General features: G+C 32.1%; 11 protein-coding genes and 2 pseudogenes. 8 read left to right on the forward strand and 5 right to left on the reverse strand.

Features of this window, described 5'->3' with window-relative positions:
• Nucleotides 1–361: 361 nt before the first annotated feature.
• The 4 genes and pseudogenes from ACTTG8_RS01185 to ACTTG8_RS01200 form a co-directional block, all read left to right on the forward strand.
• Nucleotides 362–691, forward strand: a pseudogene (locus ACTTG8_RS01185) (phage NrS-1 polymerase family protein); the annotation flags it as partial.
• A gap of 1,108 nt (nucleotides 692–1,799) precedes the next feature.
• Nucleotides 1,800–2,093 carry a TnpV protein gene (locus tag ACTTG8_RS01190; protein ID WP_442560366.1) on the forward strand — a complete coding sequence of 98 codons (294 nt, stop codon included), beginning with the start codon at nucleotides 1,800–1,802 and terminating at the stop codon, nucleotides 2,091–2,093.
• Between the two features lie 2,453 nt (nucleotides 2,094–4,546).
• The gene (locus tag ACTTG8_RS01195; protein WP_442560367.1) at nucleotides 4,547–11,410 is read left to right on the forward strand and encodes a helicase-related protein; all 6,864 of its coding nucleotides are present in this window, start codon (nucleotides 4,547–4,549) and stop codon (nucleotides 11,408–11,410) included.
• A gap of 51 nt (nucleotides 11,411–11,461) precedes the next feature.
• On the forward strand, nucleotides 11,462–12,898 hold the full coding sequence (locus ACTTG8_RS01200) for a single-stranded DNA-binding protein (protein ID WP_442560311.1): 1,437 nt from the start codon (nucleotides 11,462–11,464) through the stop codon (nucleotides 12,896–12,898).
• 47 nt (nucleotides 12,899–12,945) lie between these two features.
• On the opposite strand, the gene ACTTG8_RS01205 is transcribed toward ACTTG8_RS01200, so the two are convergent.
• From ACTTG8_RS01205 to ACTTG8_RS01225, 5 genes are all read right to left on the reverse strand, one after another.
• A complete protein-coding gene (locus ACTTG8_RS01205) occupies nucleotides 12,946–14,316 on the reverse strand; it encodes a relaxase/mobilization nuclease domain-containing protein (RefSeq protein ID WP_442560312.1) in 1,371 nt (456 codons plus the stop codon).
• On the reverse strand, nucleotides 14,316–14,684 hold the full coding sequence (locus ACTTG8_RS01210; RefSeq protein ID WP_442560313.1) for a plasmid mobilization relaxosome protein MobC: 369 nt from the start codon (nucleotides 14,682–14,684) through the stop codon (nucleotides 14,316–14,318). The genes ACTTG8_RS01205 and ACTTG8_RS01210 overlap by 1 nt, the downstream gene beginning before the upstream one ends.
• A gap of 552 nt (nucleotides 14,685–15,236) precedes the next feature.
• Entirely contained in the window at nucleotides 15,237–16,277 is a 1,041-nt protein-coding gene (locus ACTTG8_RS01215; RefSeq protein ID WP_442560314.1) for a tyrosine-type recombinase/integrase, read from the reverse strand.
• Nucleotides 16,265–17,239: a tyrosine-type recombinase/integrase gene (locus ACTTG8_RS01220; protein ID WP_442560315.1), complete on the reverse strand. Its 975-nt coding sequence runs from the start codon at nucleotides 17,237–17,239 to the stop codon at nucleotides 16,265–16,267. The genes ACTTG8_RS01215 and ACTTG8_RS01220 overlap by 13 nt, the downstream gene beginning before the upstream one ends.
• Nucleotides 17,236–18,450, reverse strand: a complete 1,215-nt coding sequence (locus ACTTG8_RS01225; RefSeq protein ID WP_442560368.1) for a tyrosine-type recombinase/integrase — start codon at nucleotides 18,448–18,450, stop codon at nucleotides 17,236–17,238. Before ACTTG8_RS01225 ends, ACTTG8_RS01220 begins: the two co-directional genes overlap by 4 nt.
• A 535-nt stretch (nucleotides 18,451–18,985) precedes the next feature.
• On the opposite strand from ACTTG8_RS01225, the gene ACTTG8_RS01230 reads away from it, so the two are divergent.
• From ACTTG8_RS01230 to ACTTG8_RS01245, 4 genes and pseudogenes are all read left to right on the forward strand, one after another.
• Nucleotides 18,986–20,248, forward strand: a complete 1,263-nt coding sequence (locus tag ACTTG8_RS01230; protein WP_442554077.1) for an IS110 family transposase — start codon at nucleotides 18,986–18,988, stop codon at nucleotides 20,246–20,248.
• A 163-nt stretch (nucleotides 20,249–20,411) separates the two neighbouring features.
• A pseudogene (locus ACTTG8_RS01235) lies at nucleotides 20,412–20,584 on the forward strand (IS30 family transposase); the annotation flags it as partial.
• 168 nt (nucleotides 20,585–20,752) lie between these two features.
• Nucleotides 20,753–21,028, forward strand: coding sequence for a hypothetical protein (locus ACTTG8_RS01240; protein ID WP_442554078.1), 276 nt, complete (start codon nucleotides 20,753–20,755; stop codon nucleotides 21,026–21,028).
• A 530-nt stretch (nucleotides 21,029–21,558) separates the two neighbouring features.
• Complete coding sequence (locus ACTTG8_RS01245; protein ID WP_442560316.1) at nucleotides 21,559–21,723, forward strand: hypothetical protein; 165 nt, start codon at nucleotides 21,559–21,561, stop codon at nucleotides 21,721–21,723.
• The last annotated feature ends 192 nt before the right edge of the window (nucleotides 21,724–21,915 follow it).

The following is a 21,915-nucleotide window of genomic DNA, read 5'->3' on the forward strand; positions in this document are numbered from 1 at the left end:
AAATATCGGCGAAGGACTCGGCTTTATGCTTGGAGATGGGTACTTAGGAATAGATATAGATAAAGTAACTGAAGATATGGCTGAATATTTTAAGGGCAATAATGCTGATTCTATGACAGCGGATTTTCTAAGAAATATATCTACTTATGCCGAATTTTCGCCATCAAAAACAGGACTACACTTTATAGGCAAAGGAAAAATTCCGGGAGAGAGAAAAAGATATAATAACCTTGAAATTTATGATAAAGATAGATTTTTTACCGTAACAGGCAATGCCATAAAGGATAACGACAGAACCGGTATAAAAAATATTGAAAGCGAACTAAAGCCCTTATACGATAAATATATGCCAAAACCTAAAATGGCAAATATAGAAAATAGAAAACTGCCAAATTTAATATTCTATGGTGGAGATAGAAATATATTAGAAAAACTATTTGATAGAGGATATTTTTCATACAGCGGAGAAGATTTAAGACAAATATATAACGGGAATTATAGGTCATATTTTAACAGTAGGTCGGAGGCTGATTTTTTTATGTTGCAAAGACTGATGTATTATACGGCAAATATAAGTGAGGCTGTATCACTGATGGAGAGTAGCGGACTAAGAAGGGATAAATGGTATAAAAGGAGGGGAGGTACAAACTATCTTAACTATGTAGCAGAGAAAGCATTTAACGGTATGAGTACATTTTATGATTGGGATAGAGAAAATAGATATAAAAGGAGCAATGAAGATAGGAATAAAACTACAACAAGTTATGAAAATTCAGACAAGGAGAAAAATGGTGATATTATGAGAAGATACGATACAGGGGATTTAAAATATATTTTAGACTATCTAAAAAAAGAAATAAAATCCGATGTTTCAAAGTATGAAGAATATTTGAAAGCATCGGGAAATAACTATAAATATTCTTACACACATCAGCTTAGCATATATAATGTGAATAAAGATGCTACGGCTTGTGCGGAGTATGATTACTGGAAAAGTATAGGGAGGGTGGTAAGAAAAAATGAAAAAGGAATCCCTCTTTTAGATGAAAAAACGGGAAAGATTAAATATATATTTGATGTAAGCCAGACTGTAAGCAGAAACCACAACATATCAGAGGTAAAACTGTGGGAATTTGACAGTAAAAAGCACATTGAAGTTTTAGATAAGCTGATAAATCAATTTAAACAAAAAGATGCAGGTTTAATCTTTTCATTAGATGAAAAAATAGATTTTTTAGCAGGACTTTATGCAAGACAGTATTTATATAAAATAACTGATGAATTATCAGATGATTTTCTACAAGAACATAGCAAACTTGATACTTTAGTATTCTTAAAGGAATCTGTCAAGGTTTCTATGTGTGCGAGAATGGGAGTAGAATATACCGCAGATAAAAATAACTTTAAGGTTTTATCGAATAACCTTAAGTTAAATGACCTTGATAAACTTCTCATATATACATCAGGCATCAGCAGACAGGTGCTTAATAATATAGGGAAAGAAATATCCGATTTTTATAGGCAGGAACAAATTGAAAAAAATTCAAAAAAGGAGCAGACAGAAAAGGATAAGGAGCGTTATAATACTTTTACAAAAGAAAATAAGTTGGAAAATGAAACCGGAGGAAAAGAAAATGGAAGAAAAAGTGATGTTGGCAGGCAAGGAATATATAGTAGAGGAAGGGATATATTATCCGATAATCAAGGAGAACTCCTTCGAGGAAATGGGGGGAGGATATACGATAGAGAAGATGTCAGGGGGAGAGCAGGTGCTTATTCCGAAGATAAAAATGCCGAAGATGGTAGACGAGAAAGCCTTAAGGAAATTTTCCAAGGCAAGACTGAAATTTTTAAGAGAAAGCAAGAAGGACTATTACGAACAAATGCTGTTGGAGGGGACTTTAGAAGAACATCTTCAGAAAAAAGAGGAGGAGGCAATGGACTTTATTATGAGGGAAAGACCGAAGATGATGGAGTCTTGGGGACTGACAGAGGAACTGCAAAACAGCGACTTTCTGAAATACGCAGGTCTGATGAAGAACCTAGATATGGAACTGGACAAGATGGCAATGCAGCAGATAATCTGGGTATAGAAAATACAGATATAAACAATGAAAAAGTCTTACAAACCGCTGAAAAAGAAGTCAAGCAGACTTCTTTTTCTTTTGCCCAAAATACAGGGCAATTAGGCTTTCAGATACCTCTAAGACAAAATCAGATAGATACAGTTTTAATATATGGTGGTAATGAGCATAATCTAAGATTAGATGTAATAGCAGAGTTTACTAAAGGTAAAACGAATGAGGAATTGGCAGATTTTTTAAAAGATACATTTAAAGGCGGCAACGGCTTTTACTTAGGCGAACAAAAAATTTGTGCTTGGTATGGAAATGACGGTATTTACTTATCAAACGATATATCGTCAAGAGAAAATTATACACAAATTTTATTTTGGAAAGATGCGGCAAGTAGAATAGGACAGCTTTTAGAGGAAGGTAGATATGCAAGCAATGTAGAACTGATTGAAGCAATAGGAAATGAAAGAGCGGAACTTGCAGAGAAACTATGGTATCTAAAAGGAGATTTAAGAGATGATGTAAAAGAGGATTTCTTGCCAATCTTAAATGAAAAGCAAATAGCAAGCTATCCTGAAAAAACGGACTACCTTGCAAAAATGCTACAAGATAAGGATTTTAGGGCAAATTTAAAAGCAGAATATACAGAATTTATTGAAGAATATAAAGAAAATCCTGATGTATTAAGATTTCATTATCATAAGTTAAATGATATATCAAATAGATTAGATGATTTAGAACTTTTAAGAAAAGAATTTACCACAAATCTTACCGAACTATCTAAAGTACAAGGTTTTATTACAGAAGATGAGATAGACGAAAACTTAAGAGGGGGAAGTGGAGTATCCGGAGGGAAAAAGAGAATATATGAATTTTTTACAAAAAATCATAACCTAAAAGAACAAGCAGAGTTCCTTAAAAATGAATATGGGGCAGGTGGAAGTTCACACGCTTTATCCGGTGCAAGAGGAAGTAGCGAGGATTATGATGCTAAAGGTATAAAACTGACAAAAGATGGCTGTAAAGAGGTTTTCTTTAATTGGAATCAGGTGGCAAAAAGGATAGAAGATTTAGTTAGAAATGATAAATACCTTACTAAAGAAGAGCAGGCTTTATTGCAAGCAGAAAAAGAAGATGTCAAAAGCATAGATATTTCTCAAAATATAGAAAATTTTGATATTGCAGAAAATAATTCTGAAAGTACCTATGTAGAAAAAGAAGAAAGTAAAGTCAAAATAACATCTGATAAAGAAGATAAAACTACAAAATTTTATTCAAAAGAAAATCCCTATGACCTTGTAACCGATGAAATGCTTGAAAGAGTGCCAAGCCTTTACGATCAAGAAGATCTATCGCTTTCAAATAAAGAAGTACACGCAGCATATATCATTCCTTTTAAGTCAAATTGGACTTGGTATATGATGGAGTATGATAAAGAAACAGGTAATGCCTTTGGACTTGTGCTTGGAGATGAAGCAGAATGGGGATATTTTAATGTAAATGAACTAAAAGAATTAAATGCACAAAGGCTAATACTTGAAGATTTTCCGACAACATTTAGAGAACTTAAAGATACAGAACTTAAAAAGCAAATGAGTGAAGAAGAATTACAAAGTGTCTTTAATGGAGAGCTTACCTTTGATGATAAAAGAGAAGAAGAAATCTTAATTTTACAAGACGAGGAGGGAATATCTCGTAGTGAAGCGGAAAAACTGTATGACCGTATGCAAAATGCCTTTCAGGATAATGTAGATAGTGAAAATCCGTCTGCTGATATAGAAAATGCGGAAAATTTAATATATGAAGAATATATGGAAGAAAAACCGGCAAATCCAAACGATTATTGGGTGGTGGAATTTAATGAGGGTATGGAGCTTATAGAAAGTTCCTATAAGGGACGAATTGTTACAAAGGAACTAATTGATGAAATTAAAGCATTAGATGAAAAAATAAAAATTCATAATAAGACAGCAGGTGAAGATGAATACGGAAATGCTACGGATAAATGGGCAGGATATTCAAAGTTTTATTTCGACCATATCGAAGATGGAGAGGTAACAGAACATTTAAGAATGGATATAGGTGATGGAAATGAGTCAAATCAAAGAGATTTTGAGTATCTATACGAACAGGTTAAGTTAGATAAGGAAAACAGTATAGAAGATAGCATAGAAGATAGACAAAATATATATAATACAATTAAAAATATCTTGGAAAAAGAATCTATTACAGTATTTTCCGATAAAGCAGATTATAAAAAACTGTTTTCATATCTTTATGATTTTTCATATAGTGACGGCTCTAAACTCAGTGAATATAGCCCCTTTGAAGATGATGAAAATATTTCAGACTTAGTAAGACTTACTCTTTTCAAAAATAGTGATGGCGAATTTAGGGTGGTGTATAACAATGCAGACAGCCTTACTTATTCAAGTAATGTAGATAGATTTATAGAAAAAATAGAATCTGAAATGAAAGCAAGAGAAATTGCAAAAAAGGAGGATATTTCAAATGTAGATAATAAAATTGCTGTGAAAGTAGGATACTACTATGCGTTAGTTGATAAAGAAAAAGTAAGTGATATTGCCCTTCACAAAACAGGGATTAAAATTTACCCAAGGAAAGATAATTTACAGGGCAAGGTTTATCCTTTATACAATGGAAGAACCTTTGGAGAAAGCCAAAAAGTAGATAAACTCTTTGATGAAATAGCGGTAGGTATGAAAGATACACCTCTTACCGACTTAAATGACTTGCTTTATATTGAAAATAAAGGTTTGTTTGAAATAGAGGAAGATACCGTAACAGAAGAAAAGTTAGGCTATGATTTTTATATATCAAGTTTTGGTGAACAGTTTCCAAACTACTATGAAGATATATACATTTCAAACAATAACTTAATGATTGATGATGCAAGGCAAAGCATAGCCTATATAAACAAGGAAAATGAATTAGAGTTTAGAGTAAATCTTCCTGATGAAGAAAAAAACAAGGTTCTTGAGATAAGGGATAAAAAGAAAGTTTTGTCAAATTTAATTAAAAAAGATATAGAAGAAAGAAAAAACTATTACTTTAATCCTATGAGTGAAGAATATATCTTAAAAACCGAGAACATAGAAGTCGGCAGACTGAAAAATATCACCCATATAACAGACAGCATTGACGGCAAACAAGGCTATGAAGCGGAGCTTATCCTGGATACCAAAAACAAAGAACTAAAACAAAATCTTAAATACAACGGCTTTGTAGTAAAAACAAATATTGCAATTAAATATGACAGCTACAATGAAATGCTTAGAAATCTTCCATACCTGCTTGACGATAACCATAGAGATGTACTTTTAACAGGCTATATAAATTCAGAAATTGAAAGACAAAATGAGAAAGATTTGTCGAAAGAGCATATATATAAAGAGGGAATGACAGTTAAATATAAAGGCAAAGACTACACTGTATCATCTATTGATAAGGTTAATGATAGTTTTAATGCAATAAAACTTGAAGATAATGAAAGTTATATGAAGGGCTTTATTACAGGAAGTGAACATTTAATCTTTAGAAATGAAAAAGATTTGGACTTGGGGATAATAGCTGAAAAAGAAATGCATATTCCTGATGATAAGTATTTGGGAAGTATTTCCCCTATAAACTATAAAATAAATAGAGAAGATGAAATATTACCTCCGTCTGAAAGGCTGAAAAATAATATTGAGGCAATCAAAGTCTTAAAAGAGATTGAAGAAAGGCATAGCTATGCTACAAAAGAAGAACAGGACACTTTAAGCAGGTATGTAGGCTTTGGAGGCTTATCCGATGTCTTTGATGAAGAAAAAGAGGGACAATGGAAAGATGCAAGGGAATTCTTAAAAGAAAATCTATCACCTTTTGAATATGAGCAAGCTCGTGAATCTACCTTAACAGCCTTTTACACACCCAATACGGTAATAAAGGCAATCTATGATAAATTAGCGGATATGGGATTTGAAAGTGGAAATATATTAGAGCCGAGTATGGGAACGGGCAGATTTATAGGCAATCTCCCGGAAGAAATGAATAAATCAACATTCTACGGAGTAGAACTTGACAGCATAAGCGGAAAGATAGCAAAATTGCTTTATCCTAATGCCGATATACAGATAAAAGGCTTTGAAGAAACAAAGTTTTCAAATAACCTATTTGATGTGGCAGTGGGAAATGTGCCTTTTGGAGAATTTAAGGTAAATGATCGTGAGTATGAGAAAAACAACTTTCTTATCCACGATTATTTTTTTGCAAAAACTTTAGATAAAGTACGCTCCGGAGGTGTAATAGCCTTTATCACCTCAAGCGGCACAATGGATAAGAAAAGTGAAGATGTAAGAAGATATATCAGTGAGAGGGCGGAATTTTTAGGAGCAGTTAGACTCCCAAATAACACCTTTAAGGGTGAAGCAGGTACAAAAGTAACAAGTGATATTATATTTTTAAAGAAAAGAGATAGACTATTAAAACTTGATGAGCCTTGGGTAAAGCTTGCTACTGATGAAAAAGGCTTAACTTACAACAAATATTTTGTAGACAATCCTAAGCAGGTGCTTGGAAGCATGGAAGAAATATCAAGTAGATTTGGAACAGCTTTAGCGTGTATAGATGACGAAAATATAAGTTTAGAAGAAAAATTATCCTCAGCAATTAAAAATATATCAGGAACTTATGAAAAAGCGGAGATAAATGAAGAATTGGAAACAGAGGCAATACCGGCAGATGATAATGTTAAAAACTTTTCATTTACAGTAATTGATGACAAGATATATTTTAGAGAAAACTCCATAATGCAAAAGGTAGTCTTAAGTAAGACGGATACAGAAAAAGTAAAGGCATATATAGGCTTGGAACAGGAATTAAGAGAAGTAATAAGACTGCAAAAAGAAGATTATCCGGAAGAAGATATAAAATCCGCACAAGGAAAGTTAAATGAGATATACGATGATTTTTCTAAAAAATACGGTCTGATAAATGAAAGAAAAAATTCCAATCTTTTCAAGGAAGATGCCAATTACTCCCTTATGTCAAGCCTTGAAAAATTGGATAAAAAGGGAAATTTTATCGGCAAATCGGACATATTCACGAAAAGAACAATAAGAAAGGCGGCAGCCATAGAGCATACGGATAATTCTCAAGATGCACTTATACTCTCCATATCGCAAAAAGGCAGAGTAGACTTTGGCTATATGGAGAGCCTGACGGACAAATCAAGAGAAGTCCTTATCAGTGAATTAAAGGGAGAGATTTTCTTAAATTTGGACGGATTTGATCCAAGTGATACAAAGCCTTTTTCTTTTGCAATAAACAACGGAGATTTTGCAAGACCTTATGTAACGGCAGATGAATATTTGTCCGGCAATATAAGGGATAAAATTGAGATAGTAGACGCATATATAAAAAATGTAAACTATGAAATAAGTGAAAATGAAAAATTACTACAAGCCGATACTACTCTTTCAGACACAGATAAAACTGATATTGTCGTTGATGACAATTCAAATAAAAAAACTGAACTGACAAAAGAAAATGAAATCCTGAAGAAAGAATTATCCTATCTTAACTTTCAAAAGCAAAAACTACAAGAGGTAATGCCGAAAGCACTTGAAGCAAGCGACATAACTGTAAAAATGGGGGCTACTTGGGTAGATACAAATTACTATAAAGATTTTATGTTCCATCTGCTTAAAACATCAGGTTCAAAAAGGTGGAATATAGACATTAAATATACTGAATTTACAGGTGAATACAATGTAGAAGGGAAAAGTATAGATAAGGGCAATGACCTTTCTGATTTTACCTATGGAACAAGCAGAGTAAATGCCTATAAGCTGATTGAAGATACCTTAAACCTTAGAGATACCAATGTATATGATCAAGTTACCGATGGAGAGGGGAAGAAAAGATCTGTATTAAACCAAAAGGAAACAATGCTTGCAAGGTCAAAACAGGAAATCATAAAAGAGGAGTTTAAGAACTGGATTTTCGATGATATAGACAGAAGAACTGCACTTGTTGAAAAATATAATAATCTCTTTAATTCCGTTAAATTAAGAGAATTTGACGGGAGCAACCTATCCTTTGAGGGAATGAATACGGAAATAGAACTAAGACCACACCAAAAAGATGCTATCGCAAGAGGCTTATTCGGAGGAAATACCCTGCTTGCACACGAGGTGGGAGCCGGCAAGACCTTTGAGATGATAGGTATTGCTATGGAATCTAAAAGGCTTGGACTGAGCAATAAGGCAATGTTTGTAGTACCTAACCATATAGTGGAACAGTTCGGAAGGGAATTTAATGAACTTTATCCGGGGGCAAATATTCTTTGTGCGACGGAGAAAGATTTTACACCGACTAATAGAAAAAGGTTTTGCAGTAGGATTGCTACAGGAGATTATGATGCAGTAATTATTGGGCATAGCCAATTTGAAAGAATCCCTATATCAAAAGAAAGACAGGAGTATGAACTTCAAAGCCAGATTGATGAAATCGTGGATTTTATAAGAGAGTATAAAAGGGATAGAAATCAGAAATTCACTGTGAAACAGCTTGAAAAGACCAAAAAAGGACTGGAGGCAAAGCTCAAAAAATTAAATGACGACTATAAAAAAGATAATGTGATAACCTTTGAAGAGCTTGGCATAGATAAGCTGTTTGTAGACGAAGCACATTCGTACAAAAACCTTTATCTATTTTCAAAAATGAGAAATGTTGCAGGAATTACAACTACCGATTCACAAAAATCAAGTGATATGCTGATGAAGTGCAGATATATGGACGAGATAACAGGAAATAAGGGGGTTGTATTCGCAACAGGAACCCCTGTAAGTAATAGTATGACGGAACTTTATACAATGCAGAGGTATCTTCAGTATGATGAATTAAAGAAAATGCACCATCAACACTTTGATTCGTGGGCATCTACATTTGGAGAAACGGTAACAGCCATAGAACTTAATCCTGAAGGTAACGGATATCGAAGCAAGACAAGATTTGCAAAGTTCTTTAATCTTCCGGAACTTATGAATACAGTAAAACAGTTTATGGATATAAAGACAGCCGATGTACTAAATCTTCCAACACCCACAGCACACTATGAAACCATAAAAACCAAGCCGACTGAGGAACAAAAAGAGATACTTGAAAGTTTTTCTAAGAGGGCAGATAGAGTAAGAAACAAAGAGGTGGATTCAAGCATTGACAATATGCTCCTTATAACCAATGACGGAAAGAAAATGGCACTTGACCAAAGACTAATCAATCCACTACTTCCGGATGATCCAAGCAGTAAGGTAAATGCCTGTATAAGCAATATATTCAGCATTTGGGATAAATACAAGGAGAAAAAATCTACACAGCTTGTATTTTGTGATATGTCAACACCGTCAAGTGAATTTAACATTTATGATGATATAAAGGAAAAGCTTATTAAGATGGGAGTGCCTGAAAATGAAATAGAGTTTATTCATAATGCAAAGAATAATAAAGAAAAAGACGCTATCTTTGACAAGGTAAGAAATGGAGAAATAAGGGTACTGCTTGGCTCTACTCAGAAAATGGGGGCAGGAACTAACTGTCAAGATAAGCTGATTGCTATTCATGATACTGATGTGCCTTGGCGTCCTGCCGATTTGGCACAAAGAGCAGGTCGTATTGTAAGACAGGGTAATGAAAATAAAGATGTTCATATTTTCAGATATATAACAGAAAATACCTTTGATGCCTACCTTTTTCAAATATTGGAGAACAAACAGAAATATATCTCTCAAATAATGACAAGCAAGACACCTGTTAGAGTAGCTGAAGATGTGGACGAAGCCACGCTGAATTATGCTGAGATAAAGGCACTTGCAACAGGAAATCCTCTTATTCGTGAGAAGATGGATTTAGATGTAGAAGTATCGAAACTAAAAATGCTTGAGGCAAACTTTAAGTCAAATTTATATAAACTGGAAGATAAGGTGGTTAAATTTTATCCTGCTGAGATAGAAAAATTAAAGATAAGAATAGAAAACCTTAAAAAGGACATTGAAAAAGTAGAGCCATACAAAGAGATAGAGGAAGATAGAAAATCCTTAGATAAAATAACCGATGAAGAAAATAAAGCGGTAAATGAGCCTATGTTTAGGGGAAATAATACCCAAACAAGTATTTTTGATATAGGGGCGGATAAAAAGGAAGACTCGATAAAAGCTGATGTAAGAGAAGAAAATAAAGAAAAAGTTTCAAAATTCACCTCTTTAACTTTAGACGGAAAGAAATATACAGACAAGAAGATAGCGGGAGAATTTTTGATAAATAGGATAAGGAGCATTAAGAAAGCAGAACTTGGCGAGAGTAAAGAAGTGCGAATAGGAGAGTATAGGAATTTTGAACTTTATGCTTTTTATGACAGTTTTTTGGGTCAATACAAATTCAACCTAAGGGGCGAAGAAAATCACTATGGAGAGTTCGGTACAGATGAAATGGGAAATATAACAAGAATGGACAATGTATTAGATAAACTCCCTGAAAGACTAGAGCAAACCATAGGAAAGCTTGAAGATATGGAAAAACAGTTGGAAACAGCGAAACTTGAAGTAAGAAAGAATTTTCCGCAGGCGGATTTGCTGAAAGAAAAGACGCTAAGACTTGCAGAGATAAATAATCTTCTTGATATGGGAAAGTCGGATGCAAAAGAAAATCAAGACGATATACTCCTTAAAGAAGTTAAAGAAGAAATAATCAAATTCATAAATGAGGAATATGAGGAAGAAAATACACTTGAAGATTTTGACGAAAGATTTCCCAACCTTTCCGATATAGGGCTTGCATTTACCACAACACCTGACGGACAGCACGAAATACAGACAAGCTTAGATTTAATCAACTTTAAGTTAAATACCTATGTAGACAGCACTCTTATTGAAAGCAATGCATATACCTATGATAAAGAGGATACAGCAAGCCGAAAAGAATTATTGCAGATTAAAAATGATGTAGGATTTTGGAACTTTGATGACCTTATATCTGTAGATGAAGAAAAGTTAAAAGAAGTACTTGGACTTGAAATAGATGATGAGGGCAACTTTTATGATCCTCTTGCTAAGGATACGGATTTAGACGGAGTAGCAGACAGATATGATGCAGACTTTAGAGATAACAAGGTAGAGAATTTTGAAGATTTTGAGAAAAAAGAAAAAACAGAAACCAAAGAAGAACGAAGTTCTGTATTAGAAAAATTAAGTTATTTTAAGGACAGGGTAGAAAGGCAAGACGGTAAAGAAAAGGAAAGCATAGATAAAAAAATGGAGTGTAAAGAAGTAATATAGGTATTTTAGGGAGGGTGTTTTTCAATACCCTCTCTTATTTATGGAGGAGATATGGAATATAGAAAAAATATCAGGGCAACAGACAGTGAGATGGAAAAACTGTTTGATAATGAGGAGTATAACTATTCTGTAAGGTATTATGAGAAGATTGGCAATGACCTTTTTAAGACAACAATCAGAGTACCTGAAACTATAAAATTTCCAAAATCGGATACGGTATCCATTTCCACAATCAGAAAAATATTAGAAACTAAGGAAAATCTCAACTCTATGTACATAGAAGATGAATTTGAGAAAATAAAAAATAAGATTAACGGTTTTAACCTAAAGAAATATCCAAACTATGAGGATATGGATATCAAACTGATATTATCTCAAATTAAGGGAATTGATGATTTTAAAAGCCTTAGCACCATTTATGATGGACTAAAAGAGAGCGGGAAAATAGAAGAATTAAAGAAAAACATAGGCATAGTTATTGATGATTTGATTCATACCGATGAAAAAGTTAGATTACAGGAGGAAACAAAAATGAAGTTAGAAAAAGGTAACATAATAAAGACGGATTTATCAGATAACACAATAGTTTTAGATATGGATAACAAGCAAAAACAGGCAGTCTTGTTTTCCGGAAACCAATTTGTAATAGCATCAGGAATAAAAGAAAATAAGGAAAAAGGCAAGTTTGAGTGGGATAACGGCAGATATGCAAATGATATAAAGACCATTTCAGATATGAAAAACAACAGTTTTGAAGCTATGAAAGATACCATATCTTTTTTGGCGGAATATAATCATAAGGATTTCATAAAAGCAGTTATATCCATTGAAACAGGAGTAGAAAATGAGGATATACTCGATAATGCTTACGATAACTATATGAATGATTCCGTTATGGGCTTGGTTGCTGAAAAATTCTATGAATATGTAGAAGATGAAAATTTGGAAAAGGGGATTGGAGAGAAAAATATAGATGATGTAAAAAAAGAAGAAAATACAGAAGAAAAAGAAAATGAAAGAGATAAGAAAGCGAAAAAAGAAACGGAGCAAAAAACTGAAAATCTTGAAATGATAGAAATAACCGGAAATATTGTAAAAGACATTGAGGTAAAGGAACTTATTTCTAAAGACGGTAAGCCTTTTAAGGCAGCAAATTTCTCGGTTGCAGAAAATAACGATGGAGAGGTTAAATATACAAACTGCTTGGCATACAACGATAGGGCGGAAGATATGAAAGACCTTAAAAAGGGAGATTTTGTTAAAGTATCGGGACAGGAAAAGAAAACTACGGGAAAAGACGGCAGGGAATATACAAACCTTAAGGTATCTTCTATAAAATTGCTAAAGGCGAAAGAGCAGATAAAAGAACAGACAAAAGAGGAGGTCAAAGAGAAATCATCGGCTATTGGCAAACTAAAGGGATATAAGGAAAAGGTTAAGGAGCAGTCAAAAGAAGATGTAAAAAAAAGTAAAAATGTAGAAAGATAGCATATAAATTTAACAGGGTGGGGCTTTTTGCTCCACCCTCTCTTTTTTTATCTTTCATTTTCCATATATTTATCAGCATTTATTTTCAGGTTTTGCAGAGCGTAAATAGTAGAATTTTCGGTAGTATACTTAGCCATTAACTCGCCTTTTTCCTCTTTTAGAGCCATATATTTATCAGATAAGGTACTTATATCAAGATTGCCGTAATCGGACTTTTTAAGGGCATTTAGGGCAGACTTATAGGCGATTATTTCTGCTTTATATTCTTCATAAAAGTCTTTATCGGATTTATTTTTTATATACATATCATAGACAAGTTTATTTTTCTTCAAGGTGTTTTTATTTTCAATAGCTGAATAAATATCTCTCATTGAGTTTTCAACTTGCTTGATTTTATTCAGTGTATTTTGTCTTTGTGTGGCAGTTTCCTGTAATTTTTTATCAAGTTCATTATAGGAATTTATGCCGTATTTTCTTATTTCATTAAGAGTATTTGCCATAGTTTTCATATTGTGCCTGTTTGCCCAGATTTTATAGCCTTTTGATGACTGTACCTTTTTATTGTTCTTGGTGTCAATGATATTATCAAAGTTTTTAGAGGAGGTTTTTTCATAATTGTATGTCTTTGAGTTAGTATTGGATCTTAGATTTTCTCTATTTTCAATCCTCTCTTTTATTCTTTCTTTCGTATAATCCGCACCCAAGGTAGATGCCTTGGCACGAGTAAATCTGCCGTTATCTCTTTTATCTTTATGTCTGAATGAAAGATACTTACCGAACTTAATTTCATATCCGAAATCTTCCATAGTCTTAATAAAATCATCGTAAGTTTCCGACTTTTCTATTGCCTTATCAATGGCAATCTGAAGCTTATTTTTCCAAGAATTTCCTTTTTTAAATTCTACATATTCCTTGTAAGACTTTCCATTTGTTCTGTACTTTGTTCTAAAAATTTTATAGTTTTCATCAATGACGGATAAGCCATTTTCTTTGCATAACTTATCACTTTGGTAGCGTATCTGATGATAAGTTCTTTTATTGCTTATATAAGCCTTGCCGGTCTTAAAATTAACGTTATTAAATATTATATGATTGTGGATATGCCCCTTATCTATATGGGTAGTAAGCACAAATTCATATTCATCTTTTAAAATTTTGTTGCACAAGTCAAGTCCTATTTGATGTGCTTGCTCAGGCGTAGTTTCATCAGGAGCAAAGGCTTGTATTAAATGTCTTGCAAGAATTTCAACCTTAGAACTACACTCCTTTTTAGTCTGTTCAAACTCAAGATGGGCTGTTTTAGGATTGCAGCCAAACGATGATATTAGGATTTTATCATCAGTTTTATCGCCATTCATAATGTAATCTAAAGCCAGATTAAGAGTATTTTTAATAGGGTGTATCTTCGTAACAGCCATTACTTTTTCTCCGCAGATGAAATTTCAGAATTGCCTAAATGAAATATTTTCTTTCTGATACTTAGAATATTTTTTCCTTGTTCAGTCAGCAATCCCTGTAAATCATCTATATCATTTTTGTATATGACAGCCGTAGAGTTTACCCTTTTTGCAATCTGGTTGATACTGTTTGCCGTTCTTCCTATGCTGACCGCTATACTTCTAAATACCTCCATATCAAGTACAAAAATATCTGAATTAAGGACACATTTCATAATGAACCCTCTTAAACTTTTACAGCCGGATAGCTTGTATTTATTTTCTAAAATCGCAAGTTCATCATCGGACAGCATTAAATATATTCCGTTTTTTCGATATCTGTTTGCCATAAAATAGTCCTCCTTTGTGAAAAGATAAAGCCAAGTAAATAAGAAAAAACCTGCAAATCAAGCATAAAACTTGAATTACAGGTTTAATTTTTAGATACTTTCTTTTAAAAGATCTCCTGTCAAGAGATGTAATATAGCGTCAAAAATTCCATATTATTACAACAAAGAGTATATCATTTTTTGGAAAAAACTTCAATGAAAAGATAGCAAAACGGCAAATATTTTAGTTTTAGGGAGAATAGAATAGGGGTAAAATAAAGGGGGTTGGGGATATTCCCCAACAAGCAAAAATTGACAAAGTAATCCTGAGCGAAAGCAAGGGATATGTCAATTTTTTCGTAAGTGCATATGCACTTACTGTGCTTGCTCATATTATCCGGAATTCCAGATAATTGTAGTTATACTGACTTTAGAGTTATACCGACTTTCAATCAGGAGTGTTATGTTTGGTAGATTACAAACATTAAAAGTCGGTATAACTTTTGTAGTTTTTGATTTGGAATAAATCAACTAACTGAAAATTCAAGTGCAAAAAGTCGGTATAACTTTTTATTAAATCAGACCATATAATTTTTTTAGAATATCTTCGTCATCAATAATATATTTAGGAATATCTATCTCACCGATAATATTTTTACCCATAGATTTTTCAATGGCTCTTCTTTTTTGATCTGTATCTGCGTGAGCGTATATTAGTGTTGTTTCCAAATTTGAATGTCCTAACCATTGGGATATTAAGGTCAAATCCATTCCATGTTGATATAAATGCATTGCTCTGCTATGTCTAAAAAGGTGCGGGTGAATTTTTTCCGGTACTTCAGGACAAATTTTTCTTGCAGAGTCTGCATACTGATTCAAAAATTTTCTGATATTATCATCTGACATAGCTTGAATTATGTTTTTTCTTTTGGTATAAAAAAGCGGTTTCTTTGAATACTCATTTTCATCTTTGTGATAGATTTGCAAGTAATTTAAATAATGACTTACTGTATATTCCATAATGGGAACTACTCTTGTTTTATTACCTTTTCCAAAAAGCATAACAGTGGGTGTTTTACCTAATTTAATATCACATACTTTAAGATTTATGATTTCTTGTATTCTTGCACCTGTATCATACATAAGAATCATAATAAATTGATTCCTAATTCCTTTTTTAGTTTTTGTATCAGCCTGATTGATAAGAGTATGGACTACTTTTTCGCTCATATATTCTACTGCTTTAGATTCTACTTTTTGTTTTGGAATCTTAGATATATTTGAATGATATATCATATACTCAGGAGTCATATCTGCAGCATAGCTTAAAAATGAAAGTATAGAGTTTAGTCTATGATTTCTTGTTTTTTGCGAAAGCCCTTGTTCCTTTACAATATTTTCAAGGTATGAATCTACAGTTTCGTAGTCTAAATCTTCAAAGCCTACTTCATTTAATTTTATGTTTTTCTTTTTTAGAATATATTCTAATAATTTATGGATAGCACTACGGTACGCTTTAATTGTGTGGATACTTGCACATCTTTGTACAGGTAAATAATGATTGAAATAATCATTAAGTGTCTGAAAAAACACTTCATCTTTTAATCTTCCCATAGCGTTACCTCCGGTAAAATTTTTTGCATATAATTCCAATCAATACCGGATGATTTCATTAAATTTTCCGGTAGAATATGAATGTAATATGCTGTAGCTGATAATGAACTATGTCCCATATATGTGCTTAAATATGGAAGTTTTGAATTTAAATCAGCTTTTTCAGATAGCCATTTGCTTAATACTGCTGTTGCAAAACGATGTCTTAAATCGTATACTCTAACGATTGGAAGAATATCAGGATCTATCTGTGATTTTGAATCTATGAAAAATTTCTTAAACCATCTTTGCAATAAGGCTTCTGAGTATGGATTATCATGTGATAAAGGAAAAAACCATTCGCAATTTTGATATGCCAAATCCCTAAGGTATAAATATTTTTTGGCTAATGAAAGCATATCATCTGACATAACAACTATACGCTCTTTATGATTTTTCGTTTGAGTTATTAAAATTTCACCCGTGTTTAGATTAATAGTTGTTCTTTTTAAGAGCCTTGCTTCTCTTGGCCTTAAACCGCAAGTATAGATAAGACGAAATATAGTAGAGAATACCAAACCCTGAAATGAATTGCGACTGTTCTTTGATTTATCTATTGTTTTAAATAATGAACTTAATTCATCATCAGTGAATATATATGGGCTAAACTTTTGTTTTATTCCATTAAATTTATTTGGTAAAACATAAGTGTTAATTCCAATATTTGATAAATACTTTCCGAATCCTCTGATGAATCCCGCTCTTGCTTGAATGATACGGCCTGATTTACATTCACTTGCACTTATCCAATCTAAAACAATGTCTTTAGTTAAATATTCATCTTTTGGATAATTTTTAAAGCAATATCTATCAAAATTTTTGCAATATGGAAGATAGGTATTTTCTGAATATCCTATAGTTTTTTTGTATTCAATCATAGATTTTAAAGAGGATGAAAAGTTACTTGAAAAAATTGTATTCATAGTAATTCACTCCTTTCAAGACGTATATTTTCGAAATTTAAGCTACACTCCTTTAAATTTTCCGAGTCTAAGGACAAATATATTTTTGTGGTTTCTATATTAGTGTGTCCTAAAACTTGGGATATAGTTGTTATAGGAATTCCTGCAGTTATCATATTTTTTGCCAAACGACATCTAAGGCTATGGAATCCCTTTCCGTCAAAAGCTACTCTTTTTATCCCTGCTTTTCCACAATATTTGTTAAACATATATGCAACTGTAACGGCAGTAATCGAAGTAAAAGGAGCTTTTTCTCTTAAAAATATTTCTTTGCACTCTGATTTTGGGCGTGAATTTAAAATATAATCTTTTATACATTCTCCTGTTTTAGGGATTATGGGAAGTGATAGAGATTTGCCTGTTTTTGATTGAAAAATATGAATTTCTCCTTTTAGCCAATCAATATCAGTAAGTTTCAAATTTACAATATCTATTGCTCTAAGTCCTGTACTTGCTCCTAATTCTATTATAGCCATATCTCTTTTTCCAATATCTGTAGAGGTATTAATATTTTTTTGTATCAGATTTAATTCATCATCAGTTATTGGATTTCTTATAGATGTTTTTCTTGGAATTTTATACGAAAATAAAGGTATCCTTTCCGGAATTTCATCATCAATAGCATGAAGAAATTTATAAAATTTTCTAAGATAACAAAATATATTATGCAAAGAACCTGATGAAACTTTACTTCCTGTATCAACAATAAATTCTCTTATGTCCTTTGTTTTAATTTCTTTTACTGAATGAATTCCTCTTTTCTCAAAGTAATGTAAATATCTACGAATTGCCCATGCAAAATCCCATTTTGTATTCAAATGAAAATCTCTGGAATTTAAAAACGAGGACAGCAATTTTGAATTTTCATCATTTAAAATAAACTTACTCTGCTTTTTATTGAAAGATAAGTCCAATTTTCCTGTATTATAGAACTCATCTAATCTGTCCCCTGCTTTACGAATTTTGAGATAGAACGAACGACTTATTTCACCTTTTTGGTATTTTAACCAGATTTCATTAATATATTTTTTTGTAACTGGAGGATCATAATATTCAAATCCTAATTTTTCATAGAATCTCATAATGGAAGAGAAATCATTATACATATTTCCCCATAAAGTATGCTTGTCATACCCACAGTTTTCCAAAAAATCCATAATTGGTGAAAGCATATCTTTCACATAAACAACGTATTGTTCCATAAAAGCTCCTTTTAATAAAATAGTCAGAAAAACTTCTGCTACTTTTATTATCTTTAGTTGATTTTATGGTTTCAATAAAAAGTTATACCGACTTTTTAAGATATACATTTTACATTCAAAAATTTAATTTATTTGGAAATGAAAAATATTATACCGACTTTTCCGTATGAAAACTCATTAAATGTCGTGGTTTCATCTAAAAATCGGTATAATAAAAAAGTCGGTATAACTCATATACTAATAGTATAAGAACAGCTCTAAGCATATTTCTTAAAAATGAACCTAATCATCTATGATAAAATTATAGATATTAGGGATGAAATGGGATTGTTTTATGTGCTTGCTGGGTTTCCAACTTAGGAATTACTCATTTCGTAGACTCCACCCTCATTCCATTACCTTTCATCTTTTCGGTTGGTTAGGTTCATTTATTGATTACCTGTAAACTTAAGATCCTGTTGTGGTTTTGGATTAACAGGGCATCCCAAATTATAGGAGGTATATTATGTCAGAAAAAATTGTTGTAGGAATTGATGTGAGTAAGGCTTTCAGTGATATCTGTATTCTATCGCCCAATAATAACATTATCAAAAGAATTAAAATTTATAATGCTGTTATTGGTATGAATTCGCTCATCTCTGTACTTGAAAAAGTAGAAGATGAATATGAATATGAAGACAGGGCAGTAATTATCATGGAAGCTACCGCACACTACCATCAAATTTCAGCTAATTTTTTTCGTAACCATAAGTACGAAGTCATTGTAATTAATCCGATTCAAAGTGGGGAATTGAAAAATATCAATATCCGAAAAATCAAATCAGATAAAACGGATGCATATAATATAGCGTTGCTATATCGTATTAAAAATTACAATGAAACAATTACACACTCAGATACCGTTAACAGTATCAAAAAGCTTTGCAGACAACACAAAGAATTGACTGATGAAATTGTGGAACACATCAACTGCTTAATCGCTTTTTTAGACATTTCCTTTCCGGATTTGCAAGGTAAAACATCTTTATCTTTGCTTGAAAAATATCCTACTGTACAGGATGTCTTATCTCCTGAAAATAAGCAAGATATGATTCAGCTGATAAAAGAGAATTCACACAAAAGCTATTCCTATGCCGAAGCAAAGTATGAAAAACTATTGCAAGCTGCTGAAAAATCTATTGAAGTTTGTATAGTAAACCTTAGTTCATCAGTACTTATTCAAACAAGGGTAAGTGTTATTTTCAGTTTACAGGAAGCTTTGAAAGCAATCAATGATGAAATCAAGAAATTATCTCTTTTAGATGAAAAGTTTCATAATGATATTATGCTTTTACAAAGTATTCCGGGCATTGGAGAATACACAGCCTGTGTTGTTTTATCAGAACTTGGATACATATCCAATTTCTCTAAACCGAAAGAATTAGTTGCCTTCTTTGGCTTGGATCCGGGAGTATCTCAAAGCGGAACATACAATAGGAAAAACAATAAAATCTCTAAACGAGGATCACCTCATGTTCGCTTAATTCTCCATATGTTGGCAAAGTCTAATGTATATCCGAATCGCAACAGAGAGTATTTAAATCCTGTTATGCGAGCTTATTTTGAAAAGAAAATAGCTGAAAAACCGTATAAAGTTGTAATGTGTGCAATTATGCGAAAGATGGTTCAAATGATTTTTGCTGTTCTTAGAAACCAAAAATCATTTGAATTAAGAACACCTGAAGAACATCAAAAACTAATTCGTGAAAATAGTAAGCAGGCTGCATAAATTATTAAAAGTGTTGCCTCAAAAAAAGAAAGTGTATGAGGCTTATTTGCTATGTGCATTTTTAGGTTTGGTAACTGAAAAATATTCTTACAATTTAAAAAAATAACTATTGACTTTCCTTAGTTGGTCTACAATTATCTGGATTCTGGATAATAAAAGTCGGTATAACTCTTATGAGAGAGGTAGCAATGAAAATAATAAACTAATAAGGTACTTTATTGAAAATGGGATAGACATAGGTAAATTCAGTAAAAAGAAATAGAAAAATTTATGAATAACTATCCTAGAAAGTTGTTAGATGGATTAAGTTCTAATGGGGTTTATAAAACTTTATAAAAAACTAACACTTAGGGTTGCGATTTATATTGTAAAGATGATTGAAACTTATATACAAAGCACTAAAAAACTGATATAATATAAATTAAGAAAAAAGTAGGAGGTAAATATGGGAGATATACCAGACAAAATAAGATTTCATACAGGGAGTAAAGCTGGATAACGAAATTGGAAAGTTATTTAAAATATAAAAGTCCTGATAATGGGCTGACAATAGATGATTTATTCAAAACAGAAGGTTATGCCTGTATGTATAAATCATTAGGCAGTACAGTAAATGAGATATATGAAAAACAAATAACAGTTTCATTATTTAGAGATATCTACCCTACAGAGCTTTTCAAATATCTACAGGAAACAGGTAGAGAAATAAAAGAAGAATATCAAGTACATTATGTTAAAGGGAATATACCATTTGATACCCAAATAGTAGTTATGAAGTAAGTTAGATGGTAGAAAATATGGTGTATTTAAAGTAATATCAAAAAATGTAAAAAAAGAAGATATAAAGAGATTTTTGACAGACCTATCTTTAGCTGATATTGATATGATAGGAAAATAGCTCAGTAATAAGGGAAATCTTTTGTTGAAAGAATATTTTATAAATAGTAAAATGGAGTGTCTGCTTTTTAGTGGAGAAAAATAAAAAAGAAGAACATAGCTAATATATGATATGAGTTTGTTGACCAAAACCAAATTATAAGGAGAGTAACTATGCAAGAGTACTATAACACAGAACGAAGAAAAGGTAAACATTTAACTTTCGGGGAAAGAAATCAGATTTTGGTAATGTTAAGAATGATTGTTATATAGTGATTTAAGTACATATAGTGAATATAGTCTGGAATACCCTAAGACATTTAAACGGAGATTTCGCAGTATTACGGTGGACAATAGGGCGGAGTTTGCGAATACAGAGGGGATAGAAAAATTAGGTGTGCAAGATGTGTATTATGCCCACAGTTATTGTTACTATGAAAGAGGAACTAATGAAAATGCAAATAAAGTTAGTAAGACGCTTTATAGCGAAAGGAAAAGAAATAGAGGATTATAGTGAAGGGCAAATAAGAGAAATAAATAATATGCCATGCAAAGTGCTTGATGGGCAAACTGGCGAAGAAGTTTATCGAAAGAGATAGTAAATATATGTATAAAAAAACGGCATGAAGGGAATAAATACTATTATTATTTATTGACGTGTTTGAGTGTAATGAAATTATATAAATTCGGAAATTTCTTTTCATAGAATGTAAACTTCAACACTCCCTTGAACATTATACCTATGTTTATATTAATATAGGTATGATGTTTTTTATTTAATAGGTAAATGC

It is taken from the genome of Catonella sp. (assembly GCF_052173895.1).
Taxonomy (GTDB): domain Bacteria; phylum Bacillota; class Clostridia; order Lachnospirales; family Lachnospiraceae; genus Catonella.